Source organism: Cedecea selenatireducens (genome assembly GCF_042138895.1).
GTDB classification, from domain to species: domain Bacteria; phylum Pseudomonadota; class Gammaproteobacteria; order Enterobacterales; family Enterobacteriaceae; genus Cedecea; species Cedecea selenatireducens.
The window spans coordinates 16628-38365 of sequence record NZ_JBHIKW010000013.1 but is presented as its reverse complement, the minus strand read 5'-3'; the positions used below and the strand labels follow the sequence as shown (position 1 = coordinate 38365).

Here is a 21738-nt window from a genome sequence, read left to right as displayed (position 1 = left end):
ATTCCTGCTTTGCCAATGGCAGCTTTTTGGCTGCCGCAGCTCCCCATATTCTTGCCGCTTACCCTTCACAGATGCGCGGTTCTTTTGTTGCGCATAGAGGAACATAACGGGAAAAGCCGCATTGACGCCTGAAATGGCGTTTAAGCTTTCTATCGTCATTGGGAGTTCGCCTGATGTCTGGATGAAAATTCAGAGCGCTTTCAGCCTCGCTGAGGCCGAGAAGTCTGTGGATACGTCGCGCCTTCATCGTCTGGTTCAGGCGAGCATATAAAAAAACCGACGCTCTCACGTCGGTTTTCTTTTTTTACTGTTGGGGAAATTAACGCAGTTCCCCGTTCACATCCTGATCGACAGCGAAACACGCCACCAGCTGGCCGTTGCCGTAATCCTTAAGCTGCGGCTGGAGCTGGGTGCATGGCCCGAAGCGACGGCTGCAGCGGGCGTTAAAGGCGCAGCCCGGCGGTGGGTTCAGCGGGCTTGGCAGCTCGCCGGTCAGCTTGATGCGTTCGCGGCGTTCGTCCGGGTTCAGACGTGGCGTAGCGGACAGCAGCGCCTGGGTGTACGGGTGCAGTGGATTAGAGAAAATCTGCTCTTTACTGCCTTTCTCCACGCAGCGGCCCAGGTACATCACCATCACTTCATCGGCAATGTGCTCCACCACCGACAGGTCGTGGGAGATGAACACGTAGGACAGCCCCAAATCCTGCTGCAGGTCCATCATCAGGTTCAGCACCTGCGCCCGAACCGACACGTCCAGCGCGGACACTGGCTCATCGGCAATCACCACGTCCGGGTCAAGCATCAGGCCGCGGGCGATAGCGATACGCTGACGCTGGCCGCCGGAGAACATGTGCGGATAGCGGTCGTAGTGCTCGGTTTTCAGACCCACTTTCGCCATCATTTCCAGCGCTTTTTCACGGCGCTCGGCTTTGCTCAGCCTGGTGTTGATTTGCAGCGGTTCTTCCAGAATCTGCCCGACTTTTTTACGTGGGTTCAGCGAGCCGTACGGGTTCTGGAACACGATCTGAATTTTCTGGCGGCGCAGTTTTTCCGCTGAAACGTCCGGGACCAGCAGATCCTGGCCCTGGTAGTACAGCTCCCCGCCGGTTGGGACTTCAATCATCGTCAGCAGGCGGCCAAGGGTGGACTTCCCGCAGCCGGACTCGCCGACGACCGCCAGCGTTTTACCGCGCTCGAGGGTGAAGCTCACGCCGTCCAGCGCTTTCACCAGGCGTTCAGGGGCGAAAAAGCCCTTCTTCACCGGGTAGTGTTTTTTCAGGTCGATGGCCTGCAACAGCGGTTGCGCGGCGGCCTGTTGGGTACTCATAGGGTTGGCCTCCCGGCATCATCGAGTGGGTAGTGGCATTTGGACTGACGCCCGTCTGCCAGCATGGCGAGCTCCGGCTCTTCGCTGCGGCATTTGTCGGTGGCGTACGGGCAGCGCGGGTTAAGCAGGCAGCCGTTTGGTCGGTCGTACTTGCCCGGTACCACGCCCGGCAGCGAGGCCAGACGCGCTTTATCCTGTGCAAATTCCGGCAGCGCACGGAGCAGGGCCTGAGTGTACGGGTGGCGAGGCGCGCGGAAGATATCGTGGGACGAGCCCGCTTCCACTACCTGACCTGCGTACATCACGATGATTTTATGGGCGGCTTCGGCAACCAGCGCGAGGTCATGGGTGATCAGGATCAGCGCCATGTTCTCTTTTTGCTGCAGCTCCAGCAGCAGTTCGATGATCTGCGCCTGAATGGTTACGTCGAGCGCGGTGGTCGGCTCATCGGCAATCAACAGCTTAGGACGACAGGCAATCGCCATGGCGATCATCACGCGCTGGCTCATCCCGCCGGAGAGCTGGTGCGGATAAACGTCGAGGCGCGAACCCGGATCGGGGATCCCCACCTGCGTCAGCAGGTCGATAGCGCGCTGGCGGCGGGTTTTCTTATTACCGCCCTGGTGCACCTTAATGGCTTCCATAATCTGGAAACCGACGGTGTAGCACGGGTTCAGACTGGTCATCGGGTCCTGGAAGATCATCGCCACTTCGGCGCCCACCAGGTTGCGGCGCTCTTTCTCAGAAATGCGCTTCAGGTCCCGGCCGTTGAACTCCAGTTTTTCCGGCATTACGCGGCCTGGGAAGTCGATAAGCCCCATAATCGCCAGCGAGCTGACGGATTTACCGGAGCCGGACTCCCCCACGATGCCGACAACTTGCCCCTGATCCACGCTATAGCTGATGCGGTCAACGGCACGGAACGGTGCGTCTTCGTCGCCGAAATGCACCGATAATTTATCTACATTTAATAACGCCATCTCGAACCTCTTACTGCTTCAGTTTGGGATCGAGCGCGTCACGCAGACCGTCACCCATCAGGTTAAATGCCAGCACCGTCAGCAGGATCGCAACCCCAGGGAAGGTCACAACCCACCAGGCACTCTGCGCGAACTGCAACACGTCGGCGAGCATGGTGCCCCACTCCGGTGTTGGCGGCTGCGCACCCATGCCGAGGAAGCCAAGGGCGGCCATATCGAGAATGGCGTTCGAGAAACCGAGCGACGCCTGAACAATCAGCGGCGCGAGGGTATTCGGGAAGATATTCACAAACATCTGGCGAACCGGACCGGCGCCCGCAACACGGGAAGCGGTGACGTAGTCGCGGTTAACTTCCACCAGCACCGCAGCGCGGGTTAAACGCACATAGTGCGGCAGCGCAACGAAGGTCAGCGCCAGCGCGGCGTTACCGATAGACGGGCCGAAGATAGCCACCAGCACCAGCGCCAGCAGCAGGCTTGGCAGCGCCAGCATGATATCGACCACGCGCATGATGATGTTGTCGACCACGCCGCCAAAGTAACCGGCGACCAGGCCCAGCACGATGCCCATTACCAGCGACAGGACGACCACCAGGCAGCCGACCAGCAGCGACAGGCGTGCGCCGTACATCAGGCGGGAGAGCACATCGCGGCCCACGTCATCGGTGCCGAGGATGTAGCTCCAGCTGCCGCCTTCCTGCCAGACCGGCGGGCGCAGCAGCGCGTCGCGGAACTGCTCTGCGGGCGCGTGAGGCGCGATGAAGTTAGCGAACACGGCGATGAAGATCATTACGGCGACGTACACCAGGCCGATCACCGCCCCTTTATTACGTTTGAAGTAGTGCCAGAACTCCTGGAAAGGCGTCATCGGCTTGGGTGCTGCCACCACTTTGTTTTCAGTCAGTTGCGTCATGATGGCCCCTTATTTCTTATGGCGTATACGCGGGTTCACCACGCCGTACAGCAGGTCTACCAGCAGGTTGACGAGGATAATCATCGTCGCCACCAGCAGCACGCCGCCCTGGACTACCGGGTAGTCACGACGCTGCAGGGCGTCGATGAGCCAGCGGCCAAGACCCGGCCAGGAGAAGATAGTTTCCGTCAGGATGGCACCCGCAAGCAGGGTTCCGACCTGCAGGCCGATTACGGTGACCACCGGCAGCATCGCGTTGCGCAGCGCATGGACCACGATTACGCGCATACGCGTCAGGCCCTTGGCGCGAGCGGTACGGATGTAGTCTTCGCCCAGCACTTCCAGCATCGAGGAGCGGGTCATACGCACGATAACCGCCAGCGGGATAGTGCCCAGCACGACGGCAGGCAGAACCATGTGGGCTACGGCGTCAATAAAGTCGCCCGGCTCGCCCCAGATAGCGGTGTCTATCAGCGCAAACCCGGTGAGCGGCAGGGAGTCATCAAGGAACACGGTGTCGCTCACGCGCCCGGAAACCGGCGTCAGGTTCCAGTGCACCGAGACCAGCATGATGAGCATCATGCCCCACCAGAAAATTGGCATGGAGTAGCCGGTCAGCGCGAGGCCCACGGCGGTGTGGTCGAAGATAGAGCCACGCTTCACGGCGGCAAGTACCCCGACCGGAATACCGACGGCAACGGCGAACATCATCGCGCAGATGCCGAGTTCCAGCGTCGCTTTAAAGCGTGGCACGAACTCGTCCCAGACCGGGAGGCGACTCTTTAATGAAATACCCAGATCGCCATGCATTACGCCCCAAATGTAATGGAGGTATTGCTGCCACATTGGCTTGTCGAGACCAAGCTCGGCCAGCAGCTGAGCATGGCGCTCAGGAGAAATACCACGCTCTCCGGCCATGATCATTACCGGGTCTCCGGGGATCATATGCACGAAAGCGAAGGTGAGTAGGGTAATACCTATAAACGTGGGGATGACTAACCCCAGTCGTCGGAGGATGAACTGCAGCATATCCCGGATTCTCTGTAGTGACGGAAAGCCTGGTAACTGTTCCGTCTGTATTGCTCACAAATGTTTCCCCTCTCCCTTTGAGGGAGAGGGAATAAAGCACGTAACTTTTATTATTCGACGGACACGTTTTCGAAGTGGTGTTTGCCCAGCGGATCGACCACGTAGCCTTTGACTTCTTTACGCACTGGCTCGAACACGGTGGAGTGAGCGATGATCAGCGCAGGCGCCTGATCGTGCATCACAACCTGAGCCTGTTTGTACAGTTCAATACGCTTGTTGTGGTCGTCGGTTGCGCGAGCCGGCTGAATCAGGTCTTCAAACGGCTTGTAGCACCAGCGAGAGTAGTTAGAACCGTCTTTCGCCGCGGCACAGCTGAACAGGGTCGCGAAGAAGTTATCCGGATCCCCATTGTCGCCGGTCCAGCCCATCATTACGGCTTGGTGCTCGCCCGCTTTAGCACGCTTCAGGTACTCGCCCCACTCGTAGGTCACGATTTTGGCGGTCACGCCCACTTTCGCCCAGTCAGCCTGAATCATCTCGGCCATGCGGCGAGCGTTCGGGTTATAAGGACGCTGTACCGGCATAGCCCACAGGTCAACGGTGAAGCCTTTATCCTGGCCCGCTTCTTTCAGCAGCGCTTTCGCTTTTTCAGGATCGTAGGTGTAGTCCTTCACGTCATCGTTGTAGCCCCACATGGTTGGTGGGATCAGGTTTTTAGCCGCGGTGCCCGCGCCCTGATAAACCGCTTTGATGATCGCTTCTTTGTTTACCGCGTAGGTCAGCGCCTGGCGCACTTTCACGTCGTCAAACGGCTTCTTCTCGGTGTTGAAGGAGAGGTAGCCCACGTTCAGGCCGGCCTGTTCCATCAGATTGATGTTTTTGTCTTCTTTCATGCGGGCGATGTCAGCCGGGTTCGGGAACGGCATCACCTGACATTCGTTTTTCTGCAGCTTGGCGTAACGCACGGAAGCGTCTGGGGTGATGGAGAAGACCAGACGATCGATCTTCGGCTTGGTGCCCCAGTAGCCTTCGAAGGCTTTATACAGAATACGGGAGTCTTTCTGGTACTGCAGCAGCTGGAATGGGCCGGTACCGATTGGGTTCAGGTCGGTTTTTTCCGGGGTGCCGGCTTTCATCATGTTGTCGGCATATTCTTTAGAAAGAATAGAGGCGAAGTCCATGGCCATGTCCGCGAGGAATGGCGCTTCTGGACGTGCCAGCACGAACTGCACGGTGTTGTCGTCGACTTTCTTGATTTCGGTAATCAGGTCAGGCAGGCCCATACCTTCGAAGTATTCATAGCTGCCGCCAGAAACTTTGTGGTACGGGTTGTCTTTGTTTTTCTGACGGTCGAAGGAGAACACAACGTCGTCGGCGTTAAAATCACGAGTCGGTTTGAAGTCTTTATTGTCATGCCACTTCACGCCTTTACGCAGGTGGAAGGTGTAGGTTTTACCGTCCGGGCTAACGTCCCATTTCTCAGCGAGGCCAGGGATGATTTCGGTGGTGCCGGTTTTGAATTCTACCAGTCGGTTATAAATCGGTACGGAGCTGGCATCGTAAGTCGTGCCGGAGGTGAACAGCTGTGGGTTAAAGCCCTCTGGGGAACCTTCTGAACAGTAAACCAGGGTTTTGGCTTGTACGCTTGCTGCAACGGTCATGGCAACCAGGCTCAGACCAAATTTCAGCATCCCTGACTTCTTCAAGGAAATACTCATTATTCTGCTCCAATTATGTGTCGTGTTGTGTTTTGTAACCGTCTGACCATTGTTATTTGTGGGTGGTCGGTACGGTGTGCCCGGAGGCAGTGGTGAGGCTAGCAGTTCCTTTCGCGAGTCATGCATGGAGGTAGCACAGACGGTCCGTAAATAGCTCCTCTCGTCCTACAATCTGTCAACAGATTAAGGAAACGTCAATACAGGTTACGGGGATTTACAAGCAAGGTGGGATTCAGCGGGCAAAGATTAAAAAAACCTTCAGGGGTCATTTCCAGCAGGGAAATTTATGCTACAGGCTTGTTACCAGAATATTACACTGATTAATTTGCAACCTACAGAGGGAATCGATTGCCCTGAATGGGTAAAATTTTGTGTTAAATGATGAATTGTTGCACGATTTATTTTGTGATCTGCATCGCTCACAGCGGAAAATGCTGTCTCCCATCATAAGCGACGGCGCAAAAAACCACGGTTTTCCATAACCAAACACGATGACTTAATGTGGCCTGGCAGAGGCCAAAATAGCAGAACCTGATGCGAATAAACCCGTGGGCTGAAGAGAATAAAACACCCCGCGATACGGAGTGTTTTATTCAAATGCGTGCTGCAGTGAATCGGTTAGTTCACGGCTTTATTTGGAACGTGACACCAGTTGTTGTTCTGGTTAATCCCGCCGTTGGGTGAGGTATACCCCAGGCAGCCGAGAATAGTGTCGTACAGCTCAACGTGGCGATGCGGCACCTTCATTTTTGCCTGTTCCTGCAGGTGTTTAAAGGACTCGGCGAACGTTGGGTTCTCCAGATACTTGTCCGAGGCCCAAATCATCAGCGGCACGCGGAACTGCTCTGGCGGAGCCATAGCTCGCGGCGTGCCGTGCAGGTGCATTGAGTCGCTGATGGACTCACCGTGATCCGCGGCGTAGAAAACAATCGCCTTCTTATCGCGCACCTGGTCAATCACGCTGTCGAGCATCGTATCGATGTACAGCACCGAGTTATCAAAGGCGTTGATCAGGTGTTCCTTTGAACAACCTTTTTCGAGGTTGATGCACTCAGGCGTCCATTTCGCAAAGCTGCGCGGATAGCGCTGAGCGTAGGAGAAGTGAGAACCCTTGGTGTGCAGGATAATAAGATGTTTGCCATCGGGGTTGCGATTGAGCGACTGCTTCATCTCATCCACTAACAGCATATCGTCCACGGTTTTACCGCGGTTACGAGGCTCAGCGGCAATTTGTTCGCGGAAGGCCAGGGTGTCCGGCATGGCATTTTTATAGAACCAGACTTCGCTCTGCATGGCGTACAGGTCGGAGCTAAAGCCCAGCTGTTTCAGGACCGCAAAAACATTCTGCTCTTTGAGGGTTCGCTGAGGGTTATCTTCAGCTCCGCCTTCGCGCACGAACATGCAGCGCAGCGAGAGTTTAGTGGCGGTATCGCAGGACTGGCCGCGAAAAGCGACCAGGTTTTTCTCTTTAGAGAGTTTTGGCGTGGTGTCGCGGTCATAGCCGAGCAGGCCCATGTGATCCCAGCGGGTTGTCTCGCCGATAATAAACACCACGTAGGTGTCATCCATGCCTGGCGGCGCGACGTAGGTGAATTTTTTCGTTGGGTTCATCAGAGAACCGTTACCGTCAGATTCGTCGGCCTGTGCCCAGGCAAACAGCCCCAGCGAGGAAACCCAGTTTACCGGAACATAGGAACTCGCCACGACGCCGCCGTAGCTTGCCATATCTGTGGTTGAGCCGCGCTCATCGTTGGACTGTATTTCACCCAGCGTACGCAGCGGCGCCCAAACCAGTAAGCCTGCGCAGACGACGATAGCGATGTTTTTAATGCGTTGGCCAGGGGTTTTCAGCTGCTGAAGCAGCGTATCTTGTGACCTGTTCGTCCAGATCAGATACAGCGGTATAAGGCTAACCAGCACCATCCAGATAGCGAAGTGATAGCCCACCACTTCTTTAGACAGGTCGATATCAGTGGTCATCACCGAGGCAATAATGCCGTAGCCGATCACCACGTTGAAGAAGGTCATATAGTAGCTGGCGGCCACCGAGCAAAGCACTACAAAGGTAGCCAGCACGCGCCAGAGGTTGCGGCCAAAAATCGACAGCAGGCGGAACAGGAAAAACGTCACCAGCAGGCAGGCGAAAAACTCAGTTGCAGCGGCAAGGCCCTTCCAGGCGATGAAAACCTGTGCCCGGCTATCAAAGCGTTGATAGAAAACAGAAATATTTAAAAACCAACCAATGTAGACCCCGAGCAGTAAACATAATTTCTGCTGGGACATTGTCTTAAAGTAATTCATGCAGGGTATCCTGGCGATATAAACATATTAGCGCTTATCAGACCGTGGGGTTCGAGCGTAGTTCTCTATGAGGGGTGAATTCAAAGAAAAATCTCATCTCCGCGTCAAAACTCAGCGGCGGCTAGTAGAGCACAGGATAAGAGGGATGTATCCAGATACGTGACGATCCGGCCCGTTATTTACAGTTGGCGCCTCAGATCTTTGATGGTGAGTTAATTACCTTACTTGTAGGCAGTGGCCCAATCCTGACCTGCGCTTCTGGAATAAAAAAAGCCGCCCGAGTAGGCGGCTGTATCTGCTGATTATCAGGAATAATCAGGCGTGTGCGTGTTTGTGGTTCAGCGCTGTACGGGCTGGCTGACGAATCGTGGTGGAAATCGCCAGGGAGAGAATCAGCAGGGCGAAGATGACGCAGAAGGTGACGTAGAAGCCGCCAAACAGCGAGGCGATGATGGAGCCGCAGATGCTGCCGATACCGAAGCCCAGGTAAATCACGCCGTAGTTTTTAGTCAGGTTGTTCAGGCCGAAGAATTCGCTGACCAGAGAAGGGTAAACGGTGATGGTGCCGCCAAAGTTAAAGGCAACGCAGGCGATGGCCGCAAAGAACGTCATTTCGTTCAGCGGGGCAAACAGCAGGGCCGCCATACCGACCAGAGAAATCACCTGGCCAATCGTGATAACGCGAATACGGGCGATTTTATCGGACAGAATACCGAGGATAAGGCGGCCGCTCAGGTTAGCAATTGAGATAACGGTCACCGCGTTGGCGGCGGACATTGCATCCAGGTGCACCATGCCCTGCGCGATATCTTTTGCTACGCCGATAACGTACAGGCCGCTCATGCAGGCGGTCAGGAACATCAGCGCCAGCATCCAGTACTGTGGCTGACGCATAGATTCCGCCAGGGTGAAGTCTGTTTTCGCCGCGCCGTTTGCGGTTTTGGTTTCCTGCAGCGGAGCATCTTTCATCATGGTGGCGCCGAACAGCACCATGACCATCGCCAGGCCGCCCCAAATCATAAAGGTGTTTTCGAGGCCGTAGGCCGCCAGCAGATGGGTATCAATATATTTAAAACCGAGGCTGCCGAGGCCATAGGCACCGATGGAGAAGGCAGAAATCAGGCCTTTGCGCTCCGGGAACCATTTCACGCAGTTAGACAGCGTCAGCAGGTAGCCTGCGCCGTCGGCCAGGCCGACCAGTACGCCTGCGGTGAGCCACAGCATCATCAGGTTGTTGGCGTGCGCGGTGAAGAACAGACCGGCACCGAGCAGCACGCCTGCCGCCATGGTGACCTTACGCACGCCGAAGCGGTCCTGCAGTTTGCCCGCTACGGAAGAGGAGATGGCGAGGCCCAGGCTCAGCAGGCCGAAGGAGAAGGCGACCTGGCTGATAGGGGCGTCCAGCTTCTGGGACAGCGCGCTGTTGAACAGGCTCCAGGTATAAACGGAACCCAGTGCGAACTGGGTAATGATGGTCCCGATGAGGGTTAACCAGCGAGTACGGTTGTAGGTGGCAGTGTTCATGGCAGATGTCCTGCGAATCTAAGGGAAGTTATCTGCCGCCTACGATAGCGAAGCGCCGTTTATTCCAGGAAAAAACGGCATGAAATGCGTGGAGAACGGAATGAAATGCCTCTGAGGCGGTATGAACGGCCTCCACAATGCATGTTGAGTTCTGTTAGTTAGTGCTTGCTATCAATCTATTGTGCGTGATTGCTGTATATTAAATGTTAAATCATAAATGGGACATAGTTAACACTTTGCAAAATCATCAGTGCTAAATCACCTTTCTTTGATCTCGTTTAGGGTTGCGAAACGCCCCGGATTCACTATTGTCAGATTGTGAATTTGCCCGCGGGTGCGGAAGGTGATGAGGGAGAACGAAATGGAACGTTGTGGCTGGGTCACTCAGGATCCGCTGTATCTGGACTATCACGACAAAGAATGGGGCGTGCCGGTCACCGACGGACAAAAGCTGTTTGAGATGATCTGTCTTGAAGGCCAGCAGGCAGGGCTATCGTGGATAACCGTGCTAAAAAAACGTGAGAACTACCGCCAGCGCTTCAGGAATTTCGACCCTTATGCCGTCGCGCTGATCCAGCCGGAAGAGGTGGATGAGCTGATGCAGGACGCCGGGATTATTCGCCATCGTGGGAAAATTGAGGCCATTATCAATAACGCCAAAGCCTTTCTGGCGATGGAGGCCAACGGAGAGAAATTCCCCGAGTTCGTCTGGGCCTTCGTGGAGAATAAGCCGCAGATCTCGCATGCCGCCTCGCTCAGCGAAGTTCCAGCCTTTACGCCAACCTCCGATGCGTTGTCTAAAGCGCTGAAGAAACGCGGCTTTAAGTTCGTGGGCTCGACAATCTGCTATTCGTTTATGCAGGCCTGCGGCCTGGTCAATGACCATGTGACGGGCTGCTTCTGCCACCCAGATTTTCGCCAATGATCCGGCCATTTAACGCCGGGGAAATGGATGCGCTGATGGCGCTCTGGCTTGAGAGCACCATCGACGGGCATCCGTTTATCGCGGAAAGCTACTGGCATGAGAGCGTGAACCTGGTGCGCAATGTGTATATCCCGCAGTCAAAAACGTGGGTCTATTTGCATGAGCGGCAGCTGGTGGGGTTTATCAGCGTCATGGAGAAGCAGTTTATTGGCGCGCTGTTCGTGGCGCCTTCCTGCACGGGGCAAGGCATCGGCGGCAAGCTGCTGGAGAAGGCCAAAGAGGAATACCCGGCCTTGAGCCTCGAGGTGTACCAGAAAAATCGCCAGGCGGTACATTTCTACCACCGCCACGGCTTTCGCATAGAAGAAAGCGCGTGGCAGGAAGAGACGCAGCACCCGACGTGGATTATGAGCTGGCAGGCGGATCAAACGCCGTCACCGTAGGCGCCGGACCGGTAAATTTCTCTACCCAGACGAGGGAGTTGTTTGCCGCGCAGCCGTTAGCCAGCCGTGAAGACGGAATATCCATCGTGAGTACGTTAACCGCGCCGTTTTTGCACAGGTTATCTTCGTCCAGATCGGGCCATGCACCCTGGTGGATACAGACCACGCCGGGCCTGATGCCGTCGGTAACCTGAGCGCCCACCAGGACCTGCCCGCGAGCGTTCCATACCCGCACTAAATCTCCGTGCTCAATGCCGCGTGCTTTGGCGTCAATCGGATGCAGCGTAATAGGTTCACGTCCCGCTATCGCATACTGGTCGCGCAGCGCGGCGTAGTTTAGCTGGCTGTGCAGGCGGTGTGCCGGATGGGATGAGAGCAGCTGCAGCTGGCCGGAAGCAGCGTTGCCCTGCCATTCGTCAGGTGCCAGCCAGCTTGGGTGCGGCGGGCAATCCTGGTAGCCAAAGCTGGCGATGCGCTCGGAATAGATTTCAATTTTACCGCTCGGCGTTTTGAGCGGGTTTGCTTCAGGATCGTCGCGAAAAGCTGAGAAGCGAATGAATTCAGCATTTTTCGCGTTTTCTGGCATTTCTATCAGCTGGTTAGCTTCCCAGAAGTCGTTAAATTCCGGAAGTTCGATCCGTTGGGCTGCGCCTCGTTGGCGGGCAATGTCATAGAAACTCTCCAGCCATTCAAGCTCGCTTTTTCCTTCACTGAACCGTTCTTTACCGCCGGTTTCCCATTTTTCACTCAGTTCAGCAAAGATATCAAAATCATTCCACGCCTCGCCCTGCGGGGAAACCACCTGCTTCATCGGCACAAGGTGTTGGTTACTGTAATCCCCGGTCATCGTCATGTCGTTTCGCTCGAACGAGGTGGTTACCGGCAGAACGATATCGGCGTGTTTTGCCGCCGCCGTCCAGAAACATTCGGAGATAACGATCAGCTCCGGTTTCTGCCAGGCTGCGGCAAGACGGTTTGTGTCCTGATGATGGGTGAAGTTGCTGCCACCCGCCCACCAAAGCATGCGGAGGTCGGGGAAGGTGTGCTGTCTGCCGTTATGCTGATAGGCCACCCCTGGATTTTCCAGCGCCTCGACGATACGTGCCACGGGGATTTTTTCTACTGCGTCGGTGCCGCCAGCAAGCGAGCCCTGTAGCGAGCCGGGCACGGCCGCGCTACGCGTCGGGTTACCGCCGTTGGCAAAGTGATAGGAAAGACCAAAGCCGCCGCCAGGCGTGCCTATCTGGCCCAGCATCGCCGCCAGCGTGACCAGCATCCAGTGTTTTTGCTCGCCGTATTGCTGGCGCTGCATGCCCCAACCGGCCATCAGCATGGTGCGTTTTTGGCTGAAAAGGTCCGCCAGTTTTTCGATTGTGTCTGCCGGAATACCGCAGATCTCAGCGGCCCAGGCTGCGCTTTTCGGGATGCCGTCGGTGTTGCCGAGCAGGTAGGCTTCAAACTTGTCGTAGCCATAGGTGCAGCGTGCCAGGAAGGCCGTATCGTGCCTGCCACGCACAGCCAGCGTGTGGGCAATGCCGAGCATTAGCGCTACGTCGGTGCCCATGTGCGGGGCGATCCATTCGGCGCGTGCCCCGAAGAAGTCGACGGTTTCTGAACGCATCGGGTCGATGGCGATAATCGTTTTGCCGCTGTTTTTTAGCTGCTCGAAGTACTTCACGCCCTGTTCGTCGCTGGCATTCCAGGCGATTTTCAGCGTGTTAAGCGGGTTCGCGCTCCACAGCACCACCACGTCGCTGTGCTCAAGCAGCAGCGGCCAGCTGGTTTGCTGCTGGTAAACCTCATTGGAGCCGACCACGTAGGGCATTATCACCTGCGCGGCACCGGTCGAGTAGTCGCCGGAGTGCCCGGTATAGCCGCCCGCCAGGCTCATGTAGCGCTGAAGCAGCGTGGAGGCTTTGTGCAGCACGCCGTTGGAGCGCCAGCCGTAGGAGCCTGCGAAAATTGCCGCCGGGCCGTAGTTCTCCCGAATGCGTTTGTGCTGCTGGTGAATCAGCGTCAGCGCGTCATCCCAGCTGATGCGCACATACTCATCTTTGCCTCGAACGCCCTGTGGCTTATCCGGCGAGGCCAGAAAGCCTTTACGCGCCATGGGAAACGCGACGCGAGCTTTGCTGTGAACCTGATCCGGCACCGCGCTTTGCAGGGAGTTTTGATGACCGGTTTCAAGCGCGCCGCGAGAGTGATAAACACGTTCTCCGTCGGTTTCGACCAGCATGGGGCCCCAGTGCGCGGCAGTGAGGATCTGTTTACGTGAAGAGGATGAATTGGCCAATTTGGGCTCCGCGATTGCAGGCGGTGGGCTATGCCCACTCAATTTGCGACAACTATTCAGAATACTTACCGGAATTTTCTACACGAATTATCGTCATAATCAATCGCCGGGTTCGTATCCGGCAAAGGATGAATAAGGATTGAAGGAAATAAGATGAAAAAACGCGTCATGATTATCGCCGCCGTCGTGTGTGGCACCTTAGCGGTTTCTGGCTGTACCACTAACCCGTACACCGGTGAAAGCCAGGCCGGGAAATCAGGGATAGGAGCCGGAATTGGCTCGCTGGTAGGGGCTGGCGTAGGGGTTCTTTCGTCATCGAAGAAAGATCGCGGTAAAGGCGCTCTGATTGGCGCGGCCGCGGGTGCAGCGCTCGGGGGCGGCGTGGGCTATTACATGGATGTGCAGGAAGCCAAACTGCGCGACAAAATGCGTGGAACCGGCGTGAGCGTGACCCGCAGCGGCGATAACATCGTGCTGAATATGCCGAATAACGTCACCTTCGACAGCAGTAGCGCCACCCTGAAACCGGCGGGGGCCAATACCCTGAGCGGCGTGGCGATGGTACTGAAAGAATATCCAAAAACGGCGGTTAACGTGGTCGGCTATACCGACAGTACCGGCAGCAAAGAGCTGAACATGCGTCTGTCACAGCAGCGTGCGGACGGCGTAGGCAGCGCGCTGATTACCCAGGGCGTTGACGCGAGCCGTATTCGCACCTCCGGTGCAGGCCCGGCGAATCCTATCGCCAGCAACAGCACTGCGGAAGGCAAAGCGCAAAACCGTCGCGTAGAAATCACCCTGAGTCCTTTGGGGTAATCTGACTCACTGCGGTTCAGATTTTCCGATAACCGCATAAAAAAAACCGGCGCCCCAGGCGCCGGTGAGACTGCTGACAAAGTTCATTGCTCTAAAAAAGTCCGAACCCAGGTCTACTAAAAACAATGAATAATGTTCTCTGGTTTGCCCCAAACAGTCGAAAACCACGTTTTTCGGCTGTTTGTCATCAATGTGACCGGCGCTCCAGGCGCCGGTTTTCAATCGTCTAAACGCAAACCTTATTGCGGATAAGGCACCCAGTCGCCGCCGCTCAGGCGGACATAAGGCTTATCCTGGTACTTCACCACCACCGCCGTAGAGTTTTCGGAAACCGGGGCGGTTTGCGGCAGGTTGCCGGTCAGCGCGTTCCAGTCGACCTGGTCGGCGACAAAGTTCTTGCCGTCTATCGAGCGGGAAACCAGTTCAGAAATCGCCAGATAGCTGCTCGGCTGAGTGATTTCAATGGCATCGCCGCCGTGTGGCGCCTTCATACCGACGAACTTCACGCCTGCAGGAACGTGGGTGATATCCGGGCTTGGGATATCACGCAGGCCCGACACCTGCATTTTGTCGCCTTTCAGCGCCGCGCCGTGCTCCGGCACAATCACCACCATCACTTTACGGTTCGACTTCTCAAGCTCGGTCAGGAATGAGTCCAGCTCATCAAACAGCTTCTGGGCACGTACCTTATAGTCTGCAGGCTTGCTGTTCCCCGGATAGTGGTTGCCATCATGCAGCGGTACCAGGTTGTAGAAGGTGGCGGTACGCGGGTTAACCCCGTCGTTCTGCTCACCCTGCAGCCAGCGGTGCAGCACGGCAGTGTCGTCGTAAATTGGCGAATTGTCGAACGCCTGCAGGTCGCTTGGCAGCCCGCTTTGATCCATCAGAGGCACCTGAATGCCGCCGTACTCACGGACTTCTTTCAGGAAGTCGCCGAACACGCCGTTATGATCCATCATCAGCTGCTGCTTAAAGCCCAGGCGGGCAAGATCGTCAAACAGATAGCACTGGTTGCCCTCTGGCTCATACAGACCTTTATGCGTGGACTGGCCGCAGCTGGCGCGGAGCAGGCGAATAGCCGCCGGGCCGCTGTAAGACGTCGCCGAGTTGAAGTTTTTAAACAGAATATCGAAGTGTTTCCACAGCGGATGCGAACTGAGGCCCACCGCCTCGATATCGGACCAGGAAAGCGAGCAGATGTTAATGATCAGCAGCTCAAAAGGCTGAGCGTCTGCGGGCAGCGCGTCCGGGAATTTGGTCTGCCGTTTAGCTTCGCTGGCATAGAAGCTGTTCAGCCACGCGGTGATGTTATCGCTGGTCGGTGGTGCCGTTTGCGCCGGAATATCACCGGGAACCGGGGCCAGCGTATTGCCGGAAGTTGTTGCCCCAGCCGTGCCGCCAGCGTTAACGGAGGCTGTCGTTTGCGACGTCGACGGCAGTAAAGAGATAGCCGGGCCGGCCACGGTTAGCAGGTTCAGCCACACCAGGGTTGCCACGACGAAGACCGTGACGCGCAGCCACTGCGAGACAAACAGCCAGGCAACCAGCAGCACAAACGCCGCGCCGATCATCTGCCAGTTAATAAAGCGGGTCACCAGGTCGAGAAGGTAGTCTGCGCTAAAGCCGACAACCTGCGAGCCCTGGCTCATGATGCTGTCAGGTCCCGGCAGCCAGGTATCGTGCCAGAACAGGCCAATCCCTACCGGCAGGGCTATCCAGTTACGCAGCTTATGAAGTTTGAGCGGCGGCAGCGGGAACAGCAAAAAGGCCAGAAAAACCAGGTTTGCCAGCGGATGAAAATTAAGATAGCCGGTCCACAGCAGCCCGAACTTCAACAGGAAGTAGTAGTTCCAGCCACCCAGACCACGCCAGTATTGCAGAAAATAGGCTGGCGACTTTGCCGTTTGAGAGTGATTAGTCATGTTGATGGTCTGCCTTGACGGAAGTTCGGCGCAGCGTTCCGGCCGGTTTAACGTAGCGTGGTTTTAAAAACATCAGCCGTACCGAAGCGGTAAGGCGAGGAAGCCAGCGGCGAGCGGTGTAGCCCAGCGGAATAAAAATAATCGCGCAAAGCACGATGAGCTGAATGATGTCGGTGATGTTCATCATGGTGTCTGCTCCCTCGGCGTGTCATCCAGCAGCGTGATGGGCGTTGGCTCCCGACGCCAGCCGTGCCCTTCGCGGCTGACATGGCGCACGGTGTTCAGGTCGAGGGTGGCGGCAAGCGGTTTCGCCCACTTCTCCGGACGCATGGCCTGCATCTGGAGTATTTCAGCCGTGATTTGGCTGTCTTCAAACCACACCATGCGGTTGGTGAAAATGTCGTTCACCGGCAGCGGGAATATGTGATTCAGCGCGGTATCGAGATCGTTAATTCGGCAGAAAGAGAGGAACAGCACCAGCCGGTTTTCGCCGAGGGTGACGATATCGCCCATGCGGTTCGGACGGCACAGCGTCAGCGCCTGCTCAACCCGCAGCCCTGGCACCGGGCGCAGCGCGACCATTACGCCTTTGCCGTCTTCAGGCAGCAAAGCGTTGTTCATCAGCGTGCCGATGCCGTTGCAGAAGACGTCCCACGGCTGGTAGCCGCGCAGCTTCAGCGGCTGCATCTGGTCTATCAGGACGCTAATGTCTTCCGGCACATGGCGGGTAAACTTCGCGCCCTGCACGCTTTCTATCATCGTCAGACAGCGTGAAAGCGGGGCGTTCCACGGAATAATCAGCGTGGCGCCGCAGCCCAGTAAAAGCCTTTCGTCGGTGGCGCGCAGGCTGGCCTGGTTTTCGCGGACAACGAGTTTGAGCGCACTGCCGCGCTGGCGGCGGAGCGAGTGGATCTGGCGGGCAATGCTGTTGATTTGGCCGTTCTGGGTGAGAGAGAAAATGATCGTCGCGGCCTGCGCGGTTCGCGCCGCTTCAAACAGCTGCTCGTTGTTGTCGAAGAGCTGCCAGTTTTCCGACAGGGCAGGGGCTCCTTCCAGCACCGCAATGTGGCTGAGCACGCGTTTTTCATCGCTGCGAGGCTGAGGGGCGTTTTCGGAATTTTCCTGCACCTGCCACGCTTCATTTTGCCATTGAATATTAAGTTGTTGATCGGCTGTGACGCCTCTCTCATTACACCAGAAGGCTACGTCATAACGGTGAATATCACTTTGTGCGCGCAGGCTGGCGAGGCCGGAAAGGCTGCGATGTTCGCTGACTAATAATGAGAATTGTTTGTCATTATTATTTCCGACATTGACAAAAAGCAGACTGCACTTAATGCGTTTGGTCCATTTTCCCATCGCGGCAAGCCAATGGCGCAGGTCGGCTGTTGATATATTGTCCCAAACGTTATCTGAGCTTAAGAGTATAAAAAAGTAGTGTTCGGGATTAATGCTGCACATCAAATCACGGCGCAGCGAGTTGAGCCCATTGATAGTCGAAGGCATCGTAAAAAGGCGTATTTTCTCCGGGCCTTTCGTCGAGTCGAGCTTTATCGTTTGTTTTGGCCTGGCTGACATTGCAATGACGGCAACGTTTGCATCCGAGTTTTGGGCTGCAATTGTTTGATTAACAATGTTTATTGCGTCATCCTGACGTTCTACGTTTAGCCACCAGATGCCGCCTGCGGGCATATGGCTCAATTCGTTCCACAATGAACGGATGCCAAGCGAAAATATGGGTTCCATGGCGTCCCCTGGAGATAAATTAGTATGTATGTCAGTTTACTAGCGTAAGCTAAGAAAGAAACCTACCATTGAAAATAAACAGCATCAGTTTTAGCATTGTAAAACACTTTTCGTTTTCCGGACATTTGCCGTTATCGCTGGTGACGAAACCTGCCCGAGGGATGACTACCAAAATGCAAGATGAAGAGACTGGCAATGCTCAGGAAAACAAGCTTGTTTATGCCTTCCAAAATGATTTTCTGGCGCTAAGTAAAGCATTCTCACTGCCGGAAATAGATTACACCGATATATCGCAGCAGGAACAGCTGGCGGCGGCAATTAAGCGCTGGCCGTTGCTGGCGGAATTAACGCAACAATAGGGAGTAGGCCTGATGGCTGTCATTGGGTTGCAGGGGTTGCGTGGTGGCGTAGGGACGACTTCTATCACCGCGGCACTTGGCTGGTCGTTGCAGCAGCTTGGGGAGTCGGTACTGGTGATAGATATCTCGCCAGATAACCTGCTGCGCATGTTTTATAATATTGATTTCGCAGAGCCTAAGGGCTGGGCGCGCGCCATGCTGGATAACGAAGACTGGCGCAAAAGCGCGTGGCGTTATACCAGCCACCTCGACGTGCTGCCGTTTGGTCAACTGAGCCCGGCTGAGCATGAAACGTTCGAGACGGTGGAAAAAGCCCTCGGGCAGTTCAGCCATTTTCTCGCTGACCTGAAAGCGAGCCAGCAATACCAGTGGATTTTACTGGACTTACCTCACGGCTTTAACGCATTAACGCGTCAGATTCTGGCGCAAACCGATAGCGTACTGACGGTGGTAAAACCGGACACCAACTGCCATATCCGCCTGCACCAGCAGGCCCTGCCTAAAGGCGCGCACTTACTGGTGAACTATCTTCTGGTAGCGAGCCAATTGCAGGACGATATCTACCAAATCTGGCTGCAGAGCCAGCGCACGATGATCCCTATTATTCTCCACCGGGATGAGGCGATGGCCGAAAGCGCCGCGGTAAAACAGCCGCCTGGCGAGCATCGTCCGGACTCACTTATCGCAGAAGAAATTATGACGCTCGCTAACTGGTGCCTGCTGAACCTTTCAGGGAAGAAGCATGAGTAACCTGGCCTCGTGGCTGTTACTTCCTGCTGCCAGCCGGCGGTTGGGGGAGCGTTATCGTACTTTCCGTCGCAACGGCGCTCCGCCGTTCAGCGCCGTGCTGGGCTGCATAGTCTTTATTCTGGCGTGGATTGTTCTGCCGCTTGAAGGCCAGCGCTGGAGCCGCATACGCGCCGAGCATGACCAGCTTTATCCGCACATCAATCCCGACAGGCCTCGGCCGCTGGACGCTGTCCGTTACGCTATTCAAAGCCTGTGGCTGATGCTTCGTGCCGGCAAGAAAAGCGGGCGCCCTCGCGTGCGTTCTTTTGCCCGAATTCAGGCGTGGCGCGAGAGCTGGCATGACTGGCTGAATAAGCTGCCGGAAAACTTTAGCAATCGCACCCAGCACCTCGAAGAGAAGAAAGAGCTTGGCCATATCAGCCACACCGCCCGGCGTATTATTCTGGGCGCGATCGTGGTCTTTTCCGCCGTTCTGGCCCTGCTTTGCATCACTCAGCCGTTTAACCCGCTGTCGCAGCTTATCTTCCTGCTGCTGCTGTGGGGCGTAGCGCTGCTGGTTCGCCGGTTGCCCGGGCGTTTTGCCGCGCTGATGCTGATCGTACTGTCGCTGACCGTTTCCTGCCGCTATATCTGGTGGCGCTACACCTCGACCCTTAACTGGAACGATCCGGTGAGCCTTGCCTTCGGGCTGGGGCTGTTGTTTGCCGAGACGTACGCCTGGCTGGTGCTGGTGATGGGGTATTTCCAGGTGGTGTGGCCGCTTAACCGCCAGCCGGTGCCGATGCCAAAAGACATGAGCACCTGGCCGGTGGTGGATATTTTTGTCCCGACCTATAACGAAGAACTGCACGTTGTGAAGGGCACCATCTACGCCTCGCTGGGCATAGACTGGCCGAAGGACAAGCTGAACATCTGGATTCTGGACGACGGCGGGCGCGAGGAGTTTAAGCAGTTCGCCGATATGGTCGGGGTAAATTATATCGCTCGCCCAACGCACGAGCACGCCAAAGCGGGGAACATCAATAACGCGCTGAAGCATGCCAAAGGTGATTTCGTCGCCATCTTCGACTGCGACCACGTGCCAACGCGCTCCTTCCTGCAGCTGACTATGGGCTGGTTCTTCAAAGAGAAACAGCTGGCGATGATGCAGACGCCGCACCACTTCTTCTCGCCCGACCCGTTCGAGCGCAACCTTGGGCGTTTTCGTAAAACGCCTAACGAAGGCACGCTGTTCTACGGGCTGGTGCAGGACGGGAACGACATGTGGGATGCCACGTTCTTCTGCGGCTCCTGTGCGGTGATCCGCCGTGGGCCGCTGGATGAAATTGGCGGTATTGCCGTCGAAACGGTGACCGAAGATGCGCACACTTCGCTGCGCCTGCACCGGCGCGGCTACACCTCGGCTTATCTGCGTATTCCGCAGGCGGCAGGGCTGGCAACGGAAAGCCTTTCGGCACACATCGGGCAGCGTATTCGCTGGGCGCGCGGCATGACGCAGATTTTCCGTCTCGATAACCCGTTCTTCGGTAAAGGGCTGAAGTTTGCCCAGCGACTCTGTTACGCCAACGCCATGTTCCACTTCCTGTCGGGGATCCCGCGGCTTATCTTCCTGACTGCGCCGCTGGCGTTTCTGCTGTTCCACGCCTATATCATTTACGCCCCGGCTATCATGATTGCGCTGTTTGTTCTGCCGCACATGGTTCACGCCAGCCTGACCAACTCCAAAATTCAGGGCAAGTACCGCCATTCGTTCTGGAGTGAAATCTATGAAACGGTGCTGGCGTGGTATATCGCCCAGCCTACGCTGGTGGCGCTATTCAACCCGCACAAAGGGAAGTTCAACGTCACCGCGAAAGGCGGGTTAGTTGAAAACGAGTACGTAGACTGGGTGATCACAAGGCCGTACCTCGTGCTGGTGCTGGTTAACCTGCTGGGCGTTGCCGTTGGGGCATGGCGTTTCTTCTACGGCCCCGAAAACGAGGCGCTAACGGTGGTGGTGAGCCTGCTTTGGGTATTCTACAACCTGATTATTCTCGGTGGCGCAGTCGCCGTTTCGGTTGAGAGTAAGCAGGTCAGGCGCGCGCACCGCGTTGAAATCGCCATGCCGGCGGCGCTGGCGCGTGAAGACGGCCATCTGTTCCCCTGCACCGTGCACGACTATTCAGACGGCGGGGTAGGCATCAAGATTCATGGCCCAACGCAGGTGCTGGAAGGCCAAAAAGTGAATCTGCTGCTCAAGCGTGGGGCGCAGGAGTTCTTCTTCCCGGCCCAGGTGATGAGGGTCTTTGGTGACGAAGTCGGCCTGCAGCTGGCGCAGATGACCACCAAACAACATATTGATTTTATTCAGTGTACTTTTGCCCGCGCCGACACCTGGGCGCTATGGCAGGACAGTTTCCCTGAGGATAAGCCGCTGGAAAGCCTGGTGGATATTCTCAAGCTTGGTTTCCGGGGCTACCGGCACCTCGCGGAGTTTGCTCCACCGTCATTGAAGTTTATTTTCCACGCGATCACCGTGCTGGTTGACTGGGTTGTGTCGTTTATTCCGCACAGCCCGACGGCCGAACCAGCAAAACGGCGGACCTTGTCTGCATTGGCCTGACGAGATTGCTTATGAAGAGGGAGGAAGCGTGGTTTTTCCCTTTTTGTAGCCGGCAACCGAAATAACGAATTGATGTTCTCTGGTGTTTCT

Annotated in this window: 17 protein-coding genes and 1 pseudogene; 7 read left to right on the top strand and 11 right to left on the bottom strand. The window is 56.2% G+C overall.

Going from position 1 to position 21738, the window contains the following annotated elements; translation table 11 throughout:
• Positions 1–97: 97 nt before the first annotated feature.
• A pseudogene (locus ACE38U_RS18485) lies at positions 98–271 on the top strand (helix-turn-helix domain-containing protein); the annotation flags it as partial.
• Between the two features lie 48 nt (positions 272–319).
• Here the strand turns inward: ACE38U_RS18485 and dppF are convergent.
• From dppF to ACE38U_RS18450, 7 genes are all read right to left on the bottom strand, one after another.
• Positions 320–1327: a dipeptide ABC transporter ATP-binding subunit DppF gene (gene dppF / locus ACE38U_RS18480; RefSeq protein WP_038477475.1), complete on the bottom strand. Its 1008-nt coding sequence runs from the start codon at positions 1325–1327 to the stop codon at positions 320–322.
• On the bottom strand, positions 1324–2307 hold the full coding sequence (gene dppD, locus ACE38U_RS18475; protein WP_038477478.1) for a dipeptide ABC transporter ATP-binding protein: 984 nt from the start codon (positions 2305–2307) through the stop codon (positions 1324–1326). Before dppD ends, dppF begins: the two co-directional genes overlap by 4 nt.
• Positions 2308–2317: 10 nt before the next feature.
• Positions 2318–3220 (bottom strand): dipeptide ABC transporter permease DppC, encoded by a 903-nt coding sequence (gene dppC, locus ACE38U_RS18470; RefSeq protein WP_038477481.1) that lies wholly within the window; start codon positions 3218–3220, stop codon positions 2318–2320.
• Positions 3221–3229: 9 nt separating this feature from the next.
• Positions 3230–4249, bottom strand: coding sequence for a dipeptide ABC transporter permease DppB (gene dppB, locus ACE38U_RS18465; RefSeq protein ID WP_038477484.1), 1020 nt, complete (start codon positions 4247–4249; stop codon positions 3230–3232).
• Between the two features lie 110 nt (positions 4250–4359).
• Positions 4360–5967, bottom strand: a complete 1608-nt coding sequence (gene dppA, locus ACE38U_RS18460; RefSeq protein ID WP_375530324.1) for a dipeptide ABC transporter periplasmic-binding protein DppA — start codon at positions 5965–5967, stop codon at positions 4360–4362.
• A gap of 618 nt (positions 5968–6585) precedes the next feature.
• On the bottom strand, positions 6586–8268 hold the full coding sequence (eptB, locus tag ACE38U_RS18455; RefSeq protein ID WP_375530323.1) for a kdo(2)-lipid A phosphoethanolamine 7''-transferase: 1683 nt from the start codon (positions 8266–8268) through the stop codon (positions 6586–6588).
• Between the two features lie 315 nt (positions 8269–8583).
• A complete protein-coding gene (locus ACE38U_RS18450; protein WP_375530322.1) occupies positions 8584–9792 on the bottom strand; it encodes an L-lactate MFS transporter in 1209 nt (402 codons plus the stop codon).
• A gap of 361 nt (positions 9793–10153) precedes the next feature.
• Here ACE38U_RS18450 and tag point away from each other — a divergent pair, with 361 nt between their 5' ends.
• Both tag and ACE38U_RS18440 read left to right on the top strand, forming a co-directional pair.
• Positions 10154–10717 (top strand): DNA-3-methyladenine glycosylase I, encoded by a 564-nt coding sequence (tag, locus tag ACE38U_RS18445; RefSeq protein WP_176981290.1) that lies wholly within the window; start codon positions 10154–10156, stop codon positions 10715–10717.
• Positions 10714–11160, top strand: coding sequence for an N-acetyltransferase (locus tag ACE38U_RS18440; protein WP_176981289.1), 447 nt, complete (start codon positions 10714–10716; stop codon positions 11158–11160). The genes tag and ACE38U_RS18440 overlap by 4 nt, the downstream gene beginning before the upstream one ends.
• Here the strand turns inward: ACE38U_RS18440 and ACE38U_RS18435 are convergent.
• Positions 11123–13453 carry a molybdopterin guanine dinucleotide-containing S/N-oxide reductase gene (locus tag ACE38U_RS18435; protein WP_375530321.1) on the bottom strand — a complete coding sequence of 777 codons (2331 nt, stop codon included), beginning with the start codon at positions 13451–13453 and terminating at the stop codon, positions 11123–11125. The genes ACE38U_RS18440 and ACE38U_RS18435 overlap by 38 nt on opposite strands.
• Before the next feature lie 153 nt (positions 13454–13606).
• Here ACE38U_RS18435 and ACE38U_RS18430 point away from each other — a divergent pair, with 153 nt between their 5' ends.
• Positions 13607–14269, top strand: coding sequence for an OmpA family lipoprotein (locus ACE38U_RS18430; RefSeq protein ID WP_038477507.1), 663 nt, complete (start codon positions 13607–13609; stop codon positions 14267–14269).
• Between the two features lie 239 nt (positions 14270–14508).
• On the opposite strand, the gene bcsG is transcribed toward ACE38U_RS18430, so the two are convergent.
• The 3 genes from bcsG to bcsE are packed head-to-tail and all read right to left on the bottom strand — an operon-like array spanning position 14509 to position 17937.
• Positions 14509–16191, bottom strand: a complete 1683-nt coding sequence (gene bcsG, locus ACE38U_RS18425) for a cellulose biosynthesis protein BcsG (protein ID WP_375530320.1) — start codon at positions 16189–16191, stop codon at positions 14509–14511.
• On the bottom strand, positions 16184–16375 hold the full coding sequence (gene bcsF / locus ACE38U_RS18420; RefSeq protein WP_235212935.1) for a cellulose biosynthesis protein BcsF: 192 nt from the start codon (positions 16373–16375) through the stop codon (positions 16184–16186). The genes bcsG and bcsF overlap by 8 nt, the downstream gene beginning before the upstream one ends.
• Positions 16375–17937 (bottom strand): cellulose biosynthesis protein BcsE, encoded by a 1563-nt coding sequence (gene bcsE / locus ACE38U_RS18415; protein ID WP_375530319.1) that lies wholly within the window; start codon positions 17935–17937, stop codon positions 16375–16377. Before bcsE ends, bcsF begins: the two co-directional genes overlap by 1 nt.
• 173 nt (positions 17938–18110) lie before the next feature.
• On the opposite strand from bcsE, the gene bcsR reads away from it, so the two are divergent.
• From bcsR to bcsA, 3 genes are read left to right on the top strand one after another with little or no spacing between them, the layout of a single operon-like run.
• The gene (bcsR, locus tag ACE38U_RS18410; RefSeq protein WP_038483072.1) at positions 18111–18296 is read left to right on the top strand and encodes a cellulose biosynthesis protein BcsR; all 186 of its coding nucleotides are present in this window, start codon (positions 18111–18113) and stop codon (positions 18294–18296) included.
• Positions 18297–18308: 12 nt separating this feature from the next.
• Positions 18309–19046: a cellulose biosynthesis protein BcsQ gene (bcsQ, locus tag ACE38U_RS18405; protein WP_038477520.1), complete on the top strand. Its 738-nt coding sequence runs from the start codon at positions 18309–18311 to the stop codon at positions 19044–19046.
• Positions 19039–21648 carry a UDP-forming cellulose synthase catalytic subunit gene (gene bcsA / locus ACE38U_RS18400; protein WP_038477522.1) on the top strand — a complete coding sequence of 870 codons (2610 nt, stop codon included), beginning with the start codon at positions 19039–19041 and terminating at the stop codon, positions 21646–21648. Before bcsQ ends, bcsA begins: the two co-directional genes overlap by 8 nt.
• The last annotated feature ends 90 nt before the right edge of the window (positions 21649–21738 follow it).